The 17661-nt window shown below is 59.5% G+C and carries 14 protein-coding genes; 2 read left to right on the plus strand and 12 right to left on the minus strand.

Going from position 1 to position 17661, the window contains the following annotated elements; all coding sequences use genetic code 11:
• Nucleotides 1-21: 21 nt before the first annotated feature.
• Nucleotides 22-825, minus strand: a complete 804-nt coding sequence (locus MRBLRC7O_RS18530; protein WP_003505942.1) for an ABC transporter permease — start codon at nucleotides 823-825, stop codon at nucleotides 22-24.
• Nucleotides 822-1754, minus strand: coding sequence for an ABC transporter permease (locus tag MRBLRC7O_RS18535; RefSeq protein WP_020810717.1), 933 nt, complete (start codon nucleotides 1752-1754; stop codon nucleotides 822-824). Before MRBLRC7O_RS18535 ends, MRBLRC7O_RS18530 begins: the two co-directional genes overlap by 4 nt.
• 426 nt (nucleotides 1755-2180) lie before the next feature.
• Here MRBLRC7O_RS18535 and MRBLRC7O_RS18540 point away from each other — a divergent pair, with 426 nt between their 5' ends.
• Entirely contained in the window at nucleotides 2181-3383 is a 1203-nt protein-coding gene (locus MRBLRC7O_RS18540) for a pyridoxal phosphate-dependent aminotransferase (RefSeq protein ID WP_003505938.1), read from the plus strand.
• A 10-nt stretch (nucleotides 3384-3393) separates the two neighbouring features.
• Nucleotides 3394-4086 carry an SDR family NAD(P)-dependent oxidoreductase gene (locus MRBLRC7O_RS18545; protein ID WP_111820628.1) on the plus strand — a complete coding sequence of 231 codons (693 nt, stop codon included), beginning with the start codon at nucleotides 3394-3396 and terminating at the stop codon, nucleotides 4084-4086.
• Nucleotides 4087-4149: 63 nt separating this feature from the next.
• Here the strand turns inward: MRBLRC7O_RS18545 and MRBLRC7O_RS18550 are convergent, their stop codons facing one another.
• From MRBLRC7O_RS18550 to MRBLRC7O_RS18595, 10 genes are all read right to left on the minus strand, one after another.
• Entirely contained in the window at nucleotides 4150-5055 is a 906-nt protein-coding gene (locus tag MRBLRC7O_RS18550) for a LysR substrate-binding domain-containing protein (RefSeq protein ID WP_003505935.1), read from the minus strand.
• A 113-nt stretch (nucleotides 5056-5168) separates the two neighbouring features.
• Nucleotides 5169-7373, minus strand: a complete 2205-nt coding sequence (locus MRBLRC7O_RS18555) for a methyl-accepting chemotaxis protein (protein ID WP_003505933.1) — start codon at nucleotides 7371-7373, stop codon at nucleotides 5169-5171.
• Between the two features lie 279 nt (nucleotides 7374-7652).
• Nucleotides 7653-9152, minus strand: a complete 1500-nt coding sequence (locus tag MRBLRC7O_RS18560; RefSeq protein WP_162690782.1) for an FGGY family carbohydrate kinase — start codon at nucleotides 9150-9152, stop codon at nucleotides 7653-7655.
• Nucleotides 9145-9987: a class I fructose-bisphosphate aldolase gene (locus MRBLRC7O_RS18565; RefSeq protein WP_003505929.1), complete on the minus strand. Its 843-nt coding sequence runs from the start codon at nucleotides 9985-9987 to the stop codon at nucleotides 9145-9147. The genes MRBLRC7O_RS18560 and MRBLRC7O_RS18565 overlap by 8 nt, the downstream gene beginning before the upstream one ends.
• A 2-nt stretch (nucleotides 9988-9989) precedes the next feature.
• Nucleotides 9990-11714, minus strand: coding sequence for a glycerol-3-phosphate dehydrogenase/oxidase (locus MRBLRC7O_RS18570; protein WP_111820629.1), 1725 nt, complete (start codon nucleotides 11712-11714; stop codon nucleotides 9990-9992).
• 120 nt (nucleotides 11715-11834) lie between these two features.
• Complete coding sequence (locus MRBLRC7O_RS18575; RefSeq protein ID WP_111820630.1) at nucleotides 11835-12833, minus strand: aldo/keto reductase; 999 nt, start codon at nucleotides 12831-12833, stop codon at nucleotides 11835-11837.
• Entirely contained in the window at nucleotides 12830-13804 is a 975-nt protein-coding gene (locus MRBLRC7O_RS18580; protein ID WP_003505921.1) for a sugar-binding transcriptional regulator, read from the minus strand. The genes MRBLRC7O_RS18575 and MRBLRC7O_RS18580 overlap by 4 nt, the downstream gene beginning before the upstream one ends.
• A gap of 41 nt (nucleotides 13805-13845) precedes the next feature.
• Nucleotides 13846-14847: an ABC transporter permease gene (locus MRBLRC7O_RS18585; RefSeq protein ID WP_003505919.1), complete on the minus strand. Its 1002-nt coding sequence runs from the start codon at nucleotides 14845-14847 to the stop codon at nucleotides 13846-13848.
• Between the two features lie 12 nt (nucleotides 14848-14859).
• Entirely contained in the window at nucleotides 14860-16380 is a 1521-nt protein-coding gene (locus MRBLRC7O_RS18590) for a sugar ABC transporter ATP-binding protein (protein WP_003505917.1), read from the minus strand.
• A 69-nt stretch (nucleotides 16381-16449) separates the two neighbouring features.
• Nucleotides 16450-17463, minus strand: coding sequence for a substrate-binding domain-containing protein (locus tag MRBLRC7O_RS18595; RefSeq protein WP_020810725.1), 1014 nt, complete (start codon nucleotides 17461-17463; stop codon nucleotides 16450-16452).
• Nucleotides 17464-17661 lie beyond the last annotated feature (198 nt).

The raw sequence follows: 17661 nt of genomic DNA on the forward strand, positions 1-17661 counted from the left end.
GGTACCCCTCTTGTTGTTGATTTACATTGCCATTGCCCGGCGCAGACCAACCAGCCTGTCGAGGACGAGCACGACGGTAACCGCCAGAACGATGATGATGGTGGACATGGTCGCGACCGAAGGATCAAAGACCGTACCGATCTGGCGATAGAGAACGATGGGCACGGGCAGGTTCGCGGAATCGGCCAGCCACATCGAAACGGGATAATTGTCAAAAGAAACCATGAAGCAGAAGATCGAGCCGGAGGCGACACCGGGCGCGATCTGCGGAAAGATCACCCGCGTGAAGGTTTTCCAGCGGGTGGCGCCAAGCGTGCGCGCCGCTTCCTCGAGGCTGACATTGACGAGCTGGAGGCTGGTCAGCACCGTGCGGATCACATAGGGCGACGTCACCACGGTATGGGCGATGAGAAGCTTCAGCTTGGTATCCATCCAGCCGTAGCCGGAAAAGAGCTGCAGCAGCGCAAGGCCGGTCACCAGCACGGGAAAGATCAGCGGCGAAAGCAGTAGCCCCTTCATCAGCGAGCGGCCGATGAATTTACCCCGGGAGAGCGCGAAGGCTGCGGGAACGCCAAGTGCCAGCGACAGAATGGTGGTCGCCACCGCAAGCGCCGCACTGAAGGTGAGGCCGGCGGTGAATTCCTCGTTCTGCATTACCGCCGCATACCAGCGGAAGGTGAAACCCTGCGGCGGGAAGGTGACGAAATAGCTGTCGGAAAACGAGATGGCGACGACAAGGACGATCGGAGCCAGAATGAAGACCATCATGGCAGCGGTGATCGCATAAAGGACGATGGCGGGTGTGCCGGTCAGCTTGTTGTTCATGATGCACTTGCCTTGATACGACGCCCGCCGAGCAACCTCATCGAGACGGCGTTGATCAGAATGACGATGAAGACGAGGATGGTGGCGATGGTGGCGCCGAACGGCCAGTCATAGACCGCGAGAACCTGCTGTTCGACCATGTTGCCGAGCATTTGCGAGCCGGGACCGCCGATCAAAGCAGGAATGACATAGGATGCGGAGGCGAGTGAGAACACCAGCGTGAAACCCGCCACGAGGCCGGGAAGGCTGAGCGGGAAAGTGATCCGCAGGAAAACTTTCCACGCTGGCGCGCCGAGCGTGCGCGCGGCCTGCTGCAGATTGGGATCGATCTTGCCAAGCGCGGACGACAGCGGCAGCACCATCATCGGGAAGAAGATGTGCAGAGAGCCGATGATGACGGCGGCGTCCGAAAAAAGCAGCGTCAACGGGCTATCTATGATGCCCAGATTCATCAGGATGTAGTTCAAGAGACCGGTCGGACCATTGCCCAGAATGAGCTGCCAGCCGTAAGCGCGAACCACGACGCTGACGGCCAGCGGTGCGATGACGATCAGCGTGATGATGCGGGTCGTGACGATATTGCCGCGCACGAGAACGGTCGCGACCGGATAGGCGAGTATAGCCGCGAGAGCCGAAGTGATCAGGCTGATGCGGATCGTCGCCCAGAGCACTTTCTGGTAAAGATCGACCTCGAAAAACCTCACATAGTGGGCAAGCGTGAAGGGCGCACCGATCAACCCTTGCGAATTCTGCGTCATGACGCTGAAGGTCATCAACCGAATTGCCGGCCAGAAGAAAAAGATCGTGAGAAAGATCAGAAGCGGCAGGATGAGTATGCCGGGCGAAAACAGCCGGCGCTCGATGGCTTTCCAGCCGGAAACTCCACGGCGTGGCGGGGCATGTGGTTCCATGATCGCAATATCCGACATCTATACTCCCGTCGCGTTGAATACGGCACGAGGCATCGCGTTGAGCCGAACGAAATCGTCCAGGCCCTATGACTAGAATTTGCTGGGTGTGCTCCCTGTCGAGGTATCCGGTCTTTTGCCGGCCCCTGTCGCATGTTTCTGCATTTTCGCGCCGGTTACCTCTTTGGGTAATATTGTCCGATGCGTCGTTCCCTTGTTGTTGTCAGGAGCTTAGGGGCTAAGCCGACGCGCTGCATAATAGTTTATTGCTCTTAGGTCATCGCATACGAGTATGGACCTGCGCCCTCTCAGAGCGATGCATCAAAATCCCGTATGACCTCACATCGAAGTCGTATTGGGGAAACGGCGGAAATTTCCCGTAACCTCTTTGTCATGCACTGGCACCACGAAGATGCCTGCCTTCACCGTTACAATCGGAAATGATCCATGCCCGCTATCGCCCAACGCCTTAACAACGTCACCGTTTCAGCCTCGCTTGCCATGACCCAGAAAGCCCGCGACCTCGCGGCTCAGGGCATCAAGGTCATCAGCCTGTCGTCCGGCGAGCCGGATTTCCCGACCCCTGCCCACGCGGTGGAAGCAGCGCATGCGGCGGCCCTTGCCGGCGATACGAAATATCCGCCCGCCGACGGAACGCCTGCCCTGCGCGCCGCCATCCAGCGGAAGTTCAAGCGTGATAACAATCTCGACTACGATCCAAGCCAGATTCTGGTGGCGGGCGGCGGCAAGCAGATCATCTTCAACGCCATCATGGCCACCTGCGACCCAGGCGACGAAGTCGTCATCCCCGCGCCGTCCTGGATCAGCTATGCCGATATCGTCAAGTTCTCGGGCGCCGTGCCGGTGCCGGTGGTTTGCCCCGAAAATAACGGTTTCCGCCTGCGGGCCGAAGATCTCGAAGCCGCCATCACCCCGAAAACCAAATGGCTGCTTTTCAACTTCCCAAACAACCCCACCGGCGCCGCCTGCTCGCGAGCGGAAATGAAAGAGATCGCCGAAGTCATGCTGCGGCATCCGCATGTCTGGATCATGACCGACGACATGTATGAGCATCTGATCTATGACGACTTCGAATTCTGCACCATCGCCGAAGTCGAACCGCGGCTCTATGATCGGGTTCTGACCGTCAACGGCGCATCGAAAGCCTATGCCATGACCGGCTGGCGTCTCGGCTTCTGCGGCGGCCCGAAGGACCTCATCAAGGCCATCAGCAACGTCAACACCCAGAACAGCGGCGGTGTCGCAACCATCGTACAGGCTGCCGCCGTCGCGGTTCTCGACGGCCCGCAGGATCTGCTGAAGGAACGCGCCGATATCTACAAGACGCGCCGCGATTTCGTGCTCGACAAGCTCGCCGAAATCGACGGCATCCGCTGCCACAAGCCGGAAGGCGCCTTCTATATCTTCCCGAACATTGGGGCGCTGATCGGCAAGACGACAAAGGGCGGCAAGAAGATCGAGAACGACACCGATTTCGTCATGGCGCTTCTCGCCGAACATCACGTTGCGACTGTGCAGGGTGCGGCCTATGGCTTGAGCCCCTTCTTCCGGCTTTCTTATGCCACCAGCATGGAGAACCTGGCCGAAGGCTGCGCCCGCATCGCCGAATTCTGCAATGGAATGAAATAGGGAGAGCAGCATGTTGGGAGGAAGTGGCCGTGTCATCATGGTTTCCGGCGCATCGCGAGGCCTTGGCCTTGCGATCGCCAAGAGGCTTCACGAAGCCGGTTTCACCGTCGCGGCGGGAGCGCGAAATCCGGCCGCTGTTGCGGTAAAGGACCGGCTTTCAGCTGATCGATACGATGCGGAAGAGACGGGCTCGGCCGAGGCCTGGGTTGAAGCCGTCGCAACAAGATATGGCCGAATCGATGGTCTGGTAAATTGCGCCGGCATCAACCCGAAGGTCCGGGTCATGGATGCGGGCGAAGAAAGCCTCGACCAGATGTGGCGCATCAACGTCAAGGGGCCCCTGAGGGTAACACGCGCCGCCATTCCCCATCTCGTCAAGTCCGGAAAGGGCAGGGTCATAAATGTCGCCTCGCTGGCGGGACGCCGCGTTGGCTCCAATGTCGGTTATGCAATGACGAAATTCGCCGTCGTCGCCCTCACCCACGGAATCCGCCAGGAGTTGTGGGACAGCGGCGTGCGCGCCACCGCCCTCTGCCCCGGTTATATCGCAACCGACATGACAGCAGGCGAAACGGAAGTCAGCCGCGAGGATATGACCCAGCCGGAGGATCTCGCTGAAATGGTGGAAACCCTGCTTTGCCTGCCGAACAACCTTTCGGTGGCCGAACTACTGGTGAATTGCCGCAAGGAATCAATGCTTTAATCTTTTCTGCGCGCGGTACAGAATGACTGTGCCGCGCGTAGTTTTAAACTCGGCCTGATCCTTTTATTTCAGGGTCTCCGCCAGTTGCAGCAATATCTCCTTGACGGCCAGCGCAGGCTCGGAGAGCGGCGTATTGTCCGATACGCAGAAGGACAGCGTTTCCTCGATCATCGGGCTGGCGATCTGCCTGACGACGATTTCTTCATTGGATTCCGCCACGATACGGTCAGCGATGGCCTTGGGCGTTATGGTCGCGCCAAGCCCGGCATCCACGCCGCGCGCGATGGTCCTTACCGATTCCAGCTCCGCCATGACGATCAGATCCTTGCGGCTGCGGGTGAAAGCGAGATTGATGGCGCGGCGTACGAAATTATAGGTCGGCGGTAGAAGGAAAGGGAGAAACGCCAGATCAGCAACCGTGATCGGCGCATCGCCCGGTTCCACGCCGAAGCTGCGATGCACGACCAGCACGAATTCCTCACGCAATAGCGGCGTGAACTTGACGCCCCTGATCGGCCCGGTGCCGTGAATCAGGCCCATTTCCAAACGGCCATTCATGATCATCTGACTATAGGGCTGGCTGACGCTTTCCGTGATGTGCAGCAGAATGCCGGGATGAAGCCGCTTGGTTTCTTCCATCAGACGCAGCGAGAGCGTGGCGGCGCTGCTGAAAGGCGCAAGCCCCACCGACACCTTGCCGGAAAGCACCGCGCCCGCTTCCAGCGCCTCCGCCTGCGCCTGCTCCATCTGTCGCAGAATGACCTGCGCATGCCTGTAGACGACCTTGCCGGCATCGGTCATGACCACGCCCTGCTGGCTTCGTGTCAGCAGTTTCTGGCGGAAATGCTCCTCGATACTCGCCAGTTGCTGGCTAAGCGCCGGCTGGGCAATATGCAGCACATCGGCCGCCCTGGTTATGCTACCCATGTCGACAATCGTGATAAACGATTTCAGGCGCCTGATATCCATCTGCTGTTGATCATCCCATTACTGCTTGCAGGAATAAGATGCTCAATTTGCAGACAAAGTCCATCTTCCATTTCCCCGCCGGCCCCAACAGCGCCGATGGCGAAGGCGTCCAATCAGGCCGCCCTGAGAGAACCCCGATGGACACCCGTTCCCTGACCGAGTTCGAACTGGCCGAGCAGCCGGTTCAGCGCATCGACCTCTGTTGCCAGGGTGTGGCTTGCGGCAGTCATCTCCTCGACCATTGCCGCATTTTTCTGCGTGTCCTGATCCATCTGGTTGACGGCAACGTTGATCTGCTGGAGGCCGGACGACTGTTCCTGCGCGGATTCCACGATCGCGGCGACGTGCTGGTTGATCTCCTGCACTTCGGCAACGATGACATCGAGCGCCTTGCCGGTGTCGCCGACAAGATGCACGCCGTCTTCGACCTGCTGGTTCGACTTTGTGATCAGCGACTTGATTTCCTTCGCCGCGGCGGCGGAGCGTTGGGCAAGCTCACGCACTTCCTGCGCCACCACGGCAAAACCCTTGCCCGCCTCGCCGGCACGCGCCGCTTCCACCCCGGCATTCAACGCCAGCAAATTCGTCTGGAACGCGATCTCGTCGATCACGCCGATGATGCTGGAAATCTCGTTTGACGATTTCTCTATCCGCTCCATCGCCAGCACGGCCTGCCGTACGACCTCACCCGACCGTTCCGCGCCGATGCGCGTGCGGGAAACGAGCCGGCCCGCCTCATGTGCACGGTTCGCGGCATCCTTTACCGTTATCGTGATCTCCTCAAGGGCGGCAGCGGTTTCTTCAACGGCCGCCGCCTGCTGCTCCGTTCGCCGCGCCAGATCATCGGACGCCGCCTTGATTTCATTGGCGCCGGCATCGATGCCAGAGGCATTTTCCGATACCCGCAGAAGCGCGTCCTGCAATTTCCCGGCCGAGCCGTTGAAGTCGCTCCGCACCGCATCGAGCTGCTCGACAAAGGGATCGTCTATTCGACAGGACACATCGCCGTCGGCGAGCTTTGCCAGCGCATAGGCCAGGCTGTCGACGGCAAAGCGGATGCTGCTCGCCTCATCGGCGGCCCTGCGTTCCCGGACCGTGCGCTCTTCTTCGCCAAGCGCGCGGTTGCTCTCCGCCTGCTGTTCCAGCGAGGCCTTTTGTCGATTGTTTTCGCGCAGAACGTCAAGCGAGCGGGCAAGATCGCCGATCTCGTCCCTTGTCTCGATATCCTTCAGTGTCAGCTGAAGATTTCCCTGCGCAATCTGGGCGGTCTCATCGATGATATTGGCGATGCGCCCGATGAACCGCCGCGCGATGAACCATCCCGCCAGCGCCAGCAGCACGGTGGCCGTCACGATCGTCACAGCGGCGTCACGCATCATGGCATGCAGCTGCGCAAGCACTGTTTCTTCCGGCACCGAGATGATTGCGTACCATTTCATGTCCTGGGTAAGCATGACGGGCAAGGCGATGGCGAAGGACTTCGTTCCGTCCTGTGTGGTAATCTCCCGCTCCGCACCGGGATTTGCAATCAGCTGATCCCAGCCAGCGGTCTGCGCACCGCCATCCGCAAGGCTTTTTCCCATGATCGCCGCATCCGGATGGCTGATGATCTTGCCGCCGCCGCTGACGAGACTGACGAAACCCGTTCCCATGGGCCGCACGGTCGAAAGCGCCTTGCCTGTTTCATCAAGCGACAGGTCGAGGCCAGCAACGCCCAGAGGTTTGCCATCGACCATAACCGGCTTGGCGATCGAGGTGATCAGAACCTCCTTGCCGTCGATTGCATAAGAATAGGGTTCGATGACGACCGTTTTCTTCAGGGTAAAGGGCAATTGATAATAATCGCCCGGGCCTGCGGTGGCATAGTCGGTCAAAGCGGTATTGCTTATTTTGCCGCCGCTGCGCACCCAATAGGGTATGTACCGGCCGGTCGCGTCATGGCCTTCCCTGTTAGCGAAATCCGCGTCCTTACCGTCAAACGCATTGGGCTCCCATCCGGTCCAGAGGCCAAGGATATCGGGGTTATTGGCCAGCATCTGGTGAATGATCTGATCGGCCTTGCCCCGGTCGGCATCACCTGACTGTTTCATCGATTCCAGAACCGAGGCGAGGCTGTTGACGATGTGAATGGTACCGCCGATATTCTTTTCGGTCACTAGCGCTTCGGCATGGGCGATCTGCCGCATACGCTCGAGATTGTTGGCCCTGGTATCCTCCATGGACCGATAAAACAGCACGGCCGAAGCCGCGATCGTCGCAAAGACACCACATGCGGCGACCGCAAAAATATTCCGGCCCGTTGTCGATTTAAAAAGCATGTCCCATCCCTCAAAACTATGCTGCGACGGTAGCGGGAGTTACGGGTGCGTGCGCAACTGTTGGCGACCGGGCTGGAGAGTGAGCTTAAGAAGTTAAGCTTAAGATTTACTTTCAATTCTATTTTTCACGCGCAATTAAAAAACATCAATACTTTATAAAGTTGCAATATTTAAGTATATACAAACTATTACGCGATATTTTATCCCCTGCACAGATACTTCACTGCGCAGGGGCTCTGCTTGATGCAGCGCGGAATTGCGCTCTGCCGAAGCCGGAGACTATTGCGGTAACCTCAAGGCGCTCCAGAAGCCACGCAACTGTGCGGTCAATTCTGCATAGAGACCATAACGCCGCCCATAGTGCGAGACTTGCGCAGCATCCGGCTGATAAGCATTCGCAACCCGTGTCATCGCCGCAACCGCCTCCTCATAATCAGGATAAAGCCTAATCGCCACGGCCGCGCCAATGGCCGCGCCGAGTGCGCCCGTCTCGCGCGCCTCCGCGACACGCAGCGGAATTTCCAGAACATCAGCCATGATCTGCGGCCAATGCTGGCTGCGGGAACCGCCGCCAGACATCACGGCGCTTTCCACCGGCAATCCCGCTTCGCGCAGGACACCGATATGGCGACGATGTTCGAAACACACACCTTCGAACAGGGCACGCAACATATGGCCCTCGCCATGCCATCCGGCGAGGCCATAAAAGCCGCCCCGAAATTCCGCACCCAGCCTCGATCCGAAAATGAACGGATGAAAAAACGGATCGTCGGCGCGCGGTGTGACGGAACCGACCAATTCGTTGCAGCGCTCGAAGGCATGGTCACCATGGTCGCCGCGAACACGATGCACGTACCATTCGAGATTGGCAGCGGAAGTGGCGCTGGATTCGATATTGACATAGCGGTCACGGCCAAAGGCCGTGACCATGAAGACATCGGGGCTGATGACCGGCTTGTCTGCGAAAACCTGGTTAATGCTCCAGGTGCCAGCGATGATGGAAGCCTCCCCGGCATTGATGACGCCCGACCCCATGGCGCTGGAGACCACATCGAAGAAACCGCCAATGACGGGCGTGCCTTCGGGCAGCCCCGTGATGTCAGCAGCCTCGCTTGTCACATGGCCGACGATGTCGGCCGATTCCACGAGACGGGGGAAAAACGCGAACGCGTCCTCAAGATCGTAAAGTGACAGAAGCTCGCGGTCGAGGTGCGCTTCCGGCAAGGCCAGCAGCCCCGCGCCGCTGAGGTCGGAAATATCATTGGCAAGGCAACCCGTCAGGCGGAAATTGACGAAATCCTTGCAGAACAGGACCGTGCCGATCTGCCCGTATAGATTGGGCGCATGCCGTTTGACCCAGGCAAGCAGGCTGGGTGTTTGCGCAGGCCATGGCCGCTGCAGGCAACGAGCCTGCAACTGCGCTCCGCTTTTCCGGTCAAGCTCGGCCGCCACATCGGCGGCGCGGCTGTCGAGCGACTGGATGCCGATCAGGGGCTTCTGGTTCTTGTCCAGAAGGTAAAGACCATTGCCGTGGCCGGCGCAGCCCACCGCCAGAATACTGCGGGGATCGACAGAGGATTTTACCAGAAGCTGGCGGATCGCCTCGCAGCCGTTCCGCCATAATTCCTCGAGATCGCGCTCGACATAGCCGGGCTGGGGGAACGTCGAATGTCCATCGATGGCGTGTTGCGCGATCTGCCGGCCCGCCGTGTCGAACAGCACGGCCTTGATGACCGTGTTGCCGACATCGAGACCCAATATGTAATTTTTGTCAGCCACGATTATAGATATCCCATGCTTCCTCACCACCTGCACCCTGATGGATGATGGCCATCAACGCCGCAACGACGGCCTTGGGATTGTCGTGCTGATAGATATTGCGCCCATAGACCATGCCGTTCGCGCCTTCGGCCACCAGAGCCGCCGATTTTGCCAGTACATTGCGCAAGTCCTCACGTCCCCCGCCCCGCACCAGCACCGGGCACCGCGCGGCTTCGATCACCTTGTGAAAATCGCGCGGATCGCTGGTCGGATCGGCCTTGATGATATCGGCTCCCATTTCCGAGGCAAGACGCACCAGCGTGACGATCTTTTCGGCATCGCCATCCACCTGATAACCGCCCCTGATATCATTGGGCAGCATCACCAGAGGTTCGATCATCAGCGGCATGCCGAAACGATGGCAATCTGCCCGCACGCGACTGATGTTTTCGACGCATTGACGAAACAGGTCCGGCTCGTCCGGCAGCATGAACAGGTTCACGACGACGCAGGCGGCATCCATTTCCAGCGCACCGATGATCGGATCGTGATGGTTCTGTAACTGCGACCACATCGTTCTGTGGCGCGTGGAATTATAGGGATTGCCCATGTCGATACGCATGACGAGGGCCGGCTTGTCGCGCTCCGGCCGCTGCTGCAGCAGATCGGCCTGCCCATAGGCCATCTGGATAGCATCGGGACCGGCCTCGACCAGCCTGCCCACGGTCTGCGCCATATCCTCCAGCCCGACAAGGAAGCTCGGCTCGTTGCAAACCCCGTGATCAATGGCCACATCGAGGCAGCCGCCATTGCGAAACAGCCGGTTCATGCGCGCCTTTTTCGAAATCCGCATCATCATGCATTCTCCTTGCATCTGTGTTGAAGCATTGCCGGCGTGACGCCGTAAAAAGTCTCCAGCTCATCGGTAAGCCGCTGCCGTTCCGCTGCCGCCTGGGTGGTCGGCCAGCCCAGCTCGCGTGCCGCGACGTTCAAGATCGCGTCGATCAGTTCGGCATCGATGACGCCGGTGATGGCGAGCGTCGTACGCCGCAACACGAGATCGGTCAGGTGTCGCACGTGTTCACAGCGGATCAGCCAGATCACCTCCGCGGCCGTTATCGGCGATTTTTCTGAAAGCGGTGCATCATCTGCACGGTCCCGGCAAAAGCCCATCAGATCGAAGGCGCGGGAGCCGTAAGCCAGAGCCAGATGCTCCGCCCGGTCTCCGGCGATCGAGAACTCCTCCGACAGCAAGGCCGGCAGGCTGCCTGCGCCGGTGGGAAAATTCCTGCCGCCGCCGATTGGGCGATCCATGGTGCCGGTCAGTCGTCTGCGTCCAAGAAAGGCCAGAACCTCGTCGGTCACCTGCTCACCAAAGGCTCTGAAGGTGGTCCACTTACCGCCGATCATGCAGAGCTGTGGCGGATCGCCCGCAACGCGGTGGATGAAATGGCTGCGGGATATTTTTCCGGTAAAGGCGGCATCGCTGCGCGGCAGCGGGCGTATGCCGCTGAAACTGAAGACGATGTCGGAATGGTCGATGTCAATCTGCGGAAAGACCTGCCGGATCGCGTCCAGAATATAGTCCCGCTCCTCGGGCTCGCAGCGCACCCGCTCGGGACGATCCACCTTGATGTCGGTCGAGCCAGCGAGAACCCGGCCGAGATAGGGAAAGAGGATACAAACGCGATTATCGGCATTCTCGAAAAAGATCATATGGCCGTTCAGGGCGTTGAGAAGCGCGTCGTTGGCGATGATCAGATGTGATCCCTTGGTTCCGGAGACGGTCGGCTTTGCTTTCTCCGCCACTGGCCCGGCGGTCAGCGTGCCAATCGTCTCGTCGATCCATGCGCCGGTCGCATTGACGATGATCCTTGGGCGGATGGGTAGGGTTTCATCCGCGCCCTCCACCCGAAGACGGTACTCATCGCCAAGACGGACAAGTTCGGCATAGTTGAGCGCAATGCTTTGCGGCGCATCGGTACGGGTGTCGATCAGAAGCTCCAGCGCAAGCCGTTCGGGCTGGCTTATCCACGCATCGTAGTAAGTGGCGGAGTATCTGATTTCCGGCGTCAGATCCGGCCAATGCTGCAAAGTCCCGGGCGCTCCACGAAACGCGTGACGGGGCAGAATACGGTTTTTGCGGGTGACAAAATCATAGAGCATGAGACCCGCCTTGATGGCGAGAGCGCCCCGGCTTGCGGGTTTTCCGCCTGAGCCGGCAAAGGTTGCTGCCGCGTTGAAAAGGCCGCTGAAAGTCGAGAAAATCGGGATCGTGGTCGGCAGCGGACGAACCATATGCGGCGCGAGCCTCAGAAGTGCGTCCCGCTCCCGCAAAGACTCTGCCACGAGGCTGAATTCACCGTTTTCGAGATAACGCAGGCCGCCATGGATCATGCGCGAGGGTGCGGCGCTGCAGCCTGAGGAGAAATCGTTGCGCTCGACCAGCAGCACCCGCAGCCCCTGCAAGGCGAGATCGCGATAGGCGGCAATTCCGTTGATGCCGCCGCCGATAACGACGGCATCAAAATCACCATCGTGCCGGATGCGGCGCAGAGCGTCCTCGCGAAAACTGGGCATAGAAATACCGTTCGCTGGCTGATGACCAGCGTCCCAATGTTGTTGACCGTTTAAAGCGACGTGAGAGACGGGACGAAAATGATACGCTGTTCGCCTGAAGTCCCGTCTCAGCTTACATAATCAGGTATCGAGCCCCACAAGATGCTCCGCGACGCCGGCACTGATGAGCGCCAGCTCACTCTCCGTGAGGCGAAGACGCGCCGCCGCGGCATTTTCAACCGCCTGAGCCGGATCACGCGCGCCGCACAGCGAAAATGTTATGCCCGGCTGCGCAATCGTCCAGGCAATCACCACCTGCGCGACCGAAGCTCCATGGGTGGCCGCCACCGGTTTCAGCACGTCGATCAACCGCGCGATTTTCTGGCGGTTCGCCTGACTGAAGCGCGGGTTGCCGTGACGCTGGTCGTCTTCCGCAAAAACCCGCTCCGGCCCAACCTTGCCCGAGAGGAGACCGAGCGCCAGCGACGAATAGCTGAGAACCGAGACGGCATTCTCCAGGCAAAGCGGCAGGAGCGTCGTCTCGATACCGCGCTTCACCATGGAATATTCTTCCTGAATGGCATCCAGCGCGCCGGTTGCGATATAGGCTTCGAGATCGTCCGGCGAAACGTTGCTTGCCCCGATGGAACGGATCTTTCCCTCCTCCTTCAGCCGCACCAAAGCCCCGACCGTCTCGGCAATCGGTGTCGTGGCGTCCTGCCAATGGGTGACGTAATGGTCGATATAGTCGGTTCCGAGCCGTTTCAGGCTCTCTTCGACCTCGTGCCTTATGGATGCTGCACCGAGATAACGGTGAACCGGCTTGCCATCCTGATGGAAGAAATAAGAGCCCTCATTCACATGCCAGACAAGCCCGCATTTGGTGACCAGCACCACCTTGTCACGCCTGCCGGCAATTGCCTTGCCAACGATGGTTTCTGCAAGCCCCATGCCATAGGCCGGCGCGGTGTCGATGAGGGAAATGCCCGCATCGATGGAGGCCTGGATAGCGGCGATGGACTGCCGTTCGTCGGTGCCGCCCCACATCCAGCCGCCGATGGCCCAGGTGCCAAGCCCCACGGCGGATGCGCTGATGGCGCTGCCGCCGATCGTCCGGGTCAATATTGAATTGTCCGTCACGAGGTTTCCCCTCCTTCATGATCCAGTAAATAGCCGGCTATTGCCTCGTCCACGACGAGCGAGGTCAGATAACGGCCGGCAAGCGTGGCAGCCACCGGTCCAGCCTTGATGGCGCCTGCCGCCACGCCAATGATATTCGGGCACCGGGCAAGCTGCCCGGGGTCCAGCGCCACCACGCGCGAGTTGAGATCGATCCGCGCCAGCTGCCCGTCCGCCATGGTGAGGTGGGCAAGAAATTCCCCGGCAATGCCCGCATCCACCAGCGCCTGCCCGCCACGGGCCGCATCCGGCAGAAGATCGTAATAGCCTGAGCCCGGCGCCTCCACCGAACCGATGCCGACCAGCGCCACCTGCGCCTGCCGCGCCAGATCGAAGACCTCGCGGATCGATGCGACGTTCATCAGCAAATCGCGCTGTTCCTCATCCTCGGCAAACAGCGGCGCATGCACGAGCGAGGCGCTGCCGCCGAGTTTCTCCGCCAGCTGCGTGGCGAGATGATTGACATCCGTATAGTGCTTGCCCTGCACGCCGCCCGTCAAAGGCACCACCCGCACATCGAAACGACGCTCCGCCTGCAGATTGTCGACAACCGCGCTCACCGCCTTGCCGCCCGTAATCGCAATCACGTCGCCGTCACGGATGGTCTCCAGCAAATGGTTGGCGGCCACCCGACCCACCATCTGCAAGGCGGTTTCCGGATTATCGGATACCGTTGGTGTGACCACCGACTGCCTGAGGCCGAAACGGCGGGTGATCTCGCTCTCAAGATCCACCAGCCTCTGATAGGGGCTGGCGATGGTGATCTTCACCATGCCCGCCTTACGGCCGGCCGCAATCATGCGGTTCACCTTGGTATGGGAAAGATTGAGCCGCTCGGCGATCTCTGACTGCTTCACCCCCTCGATGAAATGCAGCACCAGGACGGAATACATCTGTCTCTGTTGATCGAAATCGTCCTTGATATCCAGCATGATCGTCTTTCTCCAGTTACCCATGGGCGTTCAATGGGCGCTCAGCGGCGACGCCTGACCAGATAGTGGTCGAACAGAACCGCAGTCAGCAATATGCTTCCCCTGATGATGTCCTGCCAGTAGACAGACACATTGAGCAAGGCAAGCGAACTGGAAACGACCGAGAGAAGGATCGCCCCAAGGATTGCACCGAGAATGGTGCCCGAGCCGCCCGAAAGGCTCGCGCCGCCGATAACCGCCGCCGCAATAACGTTGAGTTCCATGCCGACGCCAAAGCTCGGCTGGGCAGAACCGAAGCGGGCCATGTAGATAACGCCTGCCACACCGCACAGCATCGAACAAAGCGTGGTGGTGGCAAACACGACCCGGCCGACGCGGATGCCGGAATAGGCTGCGGCCTTGGGATTGCTGCCGGTATAGAACACCTTACGGAAGGCGGTCGTGCGCCGCAGCAGCAGATCGAAAGAGACGACCACCACCGCAAATATGATCAGCACCAGCGGAATGCCGCCAATCACACCCTGACCGATGAATTTGAATTCGGGCGGCAGGGAATAGAGCCCCAGTGGCCGCCCGCCGGTTGCCAGCAGGCAAACACCGCGCGCAATCACCATGACGCCCAGCGACACGATGAAATGATGCAGGCCGATGACCGTGGTCAGAAATCCCATCGCCATGCCGACCAATGTCGTCAGGCAGATCGCCAGCCCCGCCGCCACCCAGGGATCGACGCCATTAAGGAAAAGCCAGCCGGCCGCCACCATCGCCAGTGCGGTGACGGAGCCGACCGAAAGATCGATGCCGCCCGAGATCAAGAGGATCGTCATGCCAACCACGACAATGCTTTCAATGGCGAAGACCATGGCCATGGCCCGCAGATTGTCCACGGTCAGGAAATAGGGAGATATGAAGGACATCACTGCAAAAAGCGCAAGGATGATGACGATCAGCCCGGTTTCCCGCGCCTTGAGCGCCGGCTCCCACCAGGCGGTGCGGCGAACCGCCGTTTCGGCAAGGCTTGAAGGTGTTTCCGATGTTGCCATTTTCCCGCTCCCTCAGGCCCTTTCCGGGCTATGCACAATATTGATCGATGCAAGCTGCATGATCTTTTCCTCCGTCATGTCTTCGCCCTCGACCTCACCCGTGATCCGCCCCTCGCGCACCACCAGCACGCGGTCGCTGACGCCGATGAGTTCCGGCAGTTCCGAGGAAATGACGACCACGCCGACCCCCTCACGCGCCAGTTCCCGGATCTGGCGGTGGATTTCCGCCTTCGCGCCCACATCCACCCCGCGTGTCGGCTCATCCAGAAAGATGACCTCCGGCTCTACCGACAGCATCTTCGCCAGCGCTACCTTCTGCTGGTTGCCGCCGCTCAAGGTCGACACCGCATCGCCAACACTGTTCGCCCGCAATTTCAGCCGACGTCCCAGCTCATCGGCCCGCTTCATCTCCTTGCGCCGTTCGATGAAGCCCATGCCGTTCGATACCCTGCCGATATCGAGCGCGGAGACATTCGAGGCGATGGACATATTGAGGAACAGCCCGTCCCCCTTGCGGTCCTCGGACAGATAGACCAGCCCCTCGCGGATGCTGTCACGGTAGTCTTTCAGCCTCAGCGGCCGGCCACGCAGCGTAACCTCGCCTCTCGGTTTTCCCTCCAACCGGCAGACCGCCCGGGCGATCTCGCTTCTTCCCGCACCGATCAGCCCTGCCAACCCCAGGATTTCGCCCCGACGCAGATCGAAATTGACATCGAAAACGCGCTTTCCTTCATTCAAGCCCCGAACCGAAAGAATGATGTCATCGGATTTCTCGTCGTCCGAAAGCTTTGGCGGGTAGAGCTTGTCGAGCACCCGTCCGACCATGCTGTTGACGACCTCCTCGGGGGAAATGTCGGCAATATTCTCCGTCCTGATATGGCAGCCGTCGCGCATGACGGTGATGCGGTCGCAATGGTCGAAAATCTCCGCCATGCGATGCGAGATATAGATGATGGCAATGCCCCGTTCCGCCAGCCGGTGCATGATCCTGAAAAGCGTCTGGGCTTCGGTCTCGGTCAAAGCCGCCGTCGGCTCGTCAAGGATCAGGATGCGGCAATCCAGCGTCAGCGCCTTGGCGATCTCAACGATCTGCTGTTGCGAAATCGAAAGGTCGCCGGCGCGGCGGGTGGGATCGATATCGCCGATTTCCCGCAGCACGATTGCCGCCTGCCTTTCGAGGTCGCGATAGTTCATGAACCAGGAACGGCTTTGGCCGGTCTGCGACATGAACATGTTTTCGGCGACCGAAATCTCCGGGCAGAGCGCGATCTCCTGATGCACGAAGCCGATGCCAAGCCGGTTCGCCGCATTGGGCGAGGATATCTTGACCGGTTTTCCATCCAGCAGGATTTCCCCACCATCCGGCTGCAGAATGCCGTCGATGATATGCATCAGCGTTGATTTGCCGGCGCCGTTTTCACCCGCCAGTGCGTGGATTTCGCCACGCCGCAGCTCAAATGCCGCATTGCGCAGCGCCCGCACGGGGCCGAACGCCTTGTGAATATTCGTCATGCTGAGGATGACCTCACCCATAACGCCCTCCCGAACCTGCTTCCCTTATGGCCGGCGAGGCGCAAACCTCGCCGGGTCCAGAGCGACGCGTCAGCGCCCCTTCATATAGTCGTTGAGATCGAAGGAAGCGGCGTTCGCCTTGGTGATGACGGCGAAACCATTGTCCATCGAAGGAACCTGCATCGGGTTGAAGCCGGAAACCTTGTAGTCGTTGAATGGGTCGATCAGGTCCGAATGGGCGCCGAGAAAGGTATTCATGAAACCCATGAAACCCTGAACGCCCTGATTGGGATTGATGGACATGTAGATATTGCCCTGCTTGATATGTTCCAGCGTTGCAGGCGTGATATCCGCATGCAGGATCAGGACCTTCTTTTTTGCCTCGAGAACAGCGGTGGTCGCGCCTTCAGCCGAACCGGCCTCGGGTATCCATAATGCGCCGAGATTTGGATTGGCCTGCAGCAGGGCGCCAACTGCCTGATAGGCGACATTCGCATCCTGGTTGGTCGCCTGGCGGCCGACCAGCTTCATTCCTGGATAGGTGCGCCCCATATAGTCGATGAGGGCGGTGACGCGCAGATCGTGATTGCTCTGTCCCGGATTTTCCAGAACGGCATATTCGCCTTTTTCACCAAGCTTCTTGACGATTTCGTCAGCCGCGAATTTCGCCTCGGCGACATTATCAGAGGTGATGTAGGCGGTGCGCTTCGACTTCGGAGAATCCGCCGCAAAAGTCGTCACCGAAACGCCGGAGCCAATCGCCTTGTTGATGGGTTCGATAAATGGATCGGCCTGCATCGGGTGCAGCAGGATGCCTTTCGGCTTCTTCACGAGTTCCTGCTCGAAGGACGCGATCTGCTTGGTGATGTCATATTCCGGCGTACCGGTAAAAACGGCCTCGCAGCCGAGCGCCTTTGCTGCCTGCTTGAAGCCCTCAAAGACCGGCACCCAATAGGGGTGGCTGGAAACCATGACGTTCATCACATAGGTCTCGCCCGGCTCGCAGGCGAATTTGCCCGCAGCGACGGCCTGAGAACCGGCACCAGCGGAAATCGCCACGGCTAAAACACCCGCGGCAGCGGTCGATTTCAGAAAAGCCAACATATTCCCCTCCCAAGGACAATGACTTAGTCCGCAATAAATTTTATATGATGTAATTTATTGCATGTCACTTGAGATAGCCGGAAACCGAGGTCACGTCAACGTGGTTTGAATTTTATTTTGTATCGTGAAATTTATTGCGAGACACGATTGCGGCCAAGATTGAAACCAGCGCAAACGATTCCCGCCTTGTCGATTTCC

The organism is Agrobacterium radiobacter (assembly GCF_040801995.1).
In the GTDB taxonomy this organism is placed as follows: Bacteria; Pseudomonadota; Alphaproteobacteria; order Rhizobiales; family Rhizobiaceae; genus Agrobacterium; species Agrobacterium radiobacter.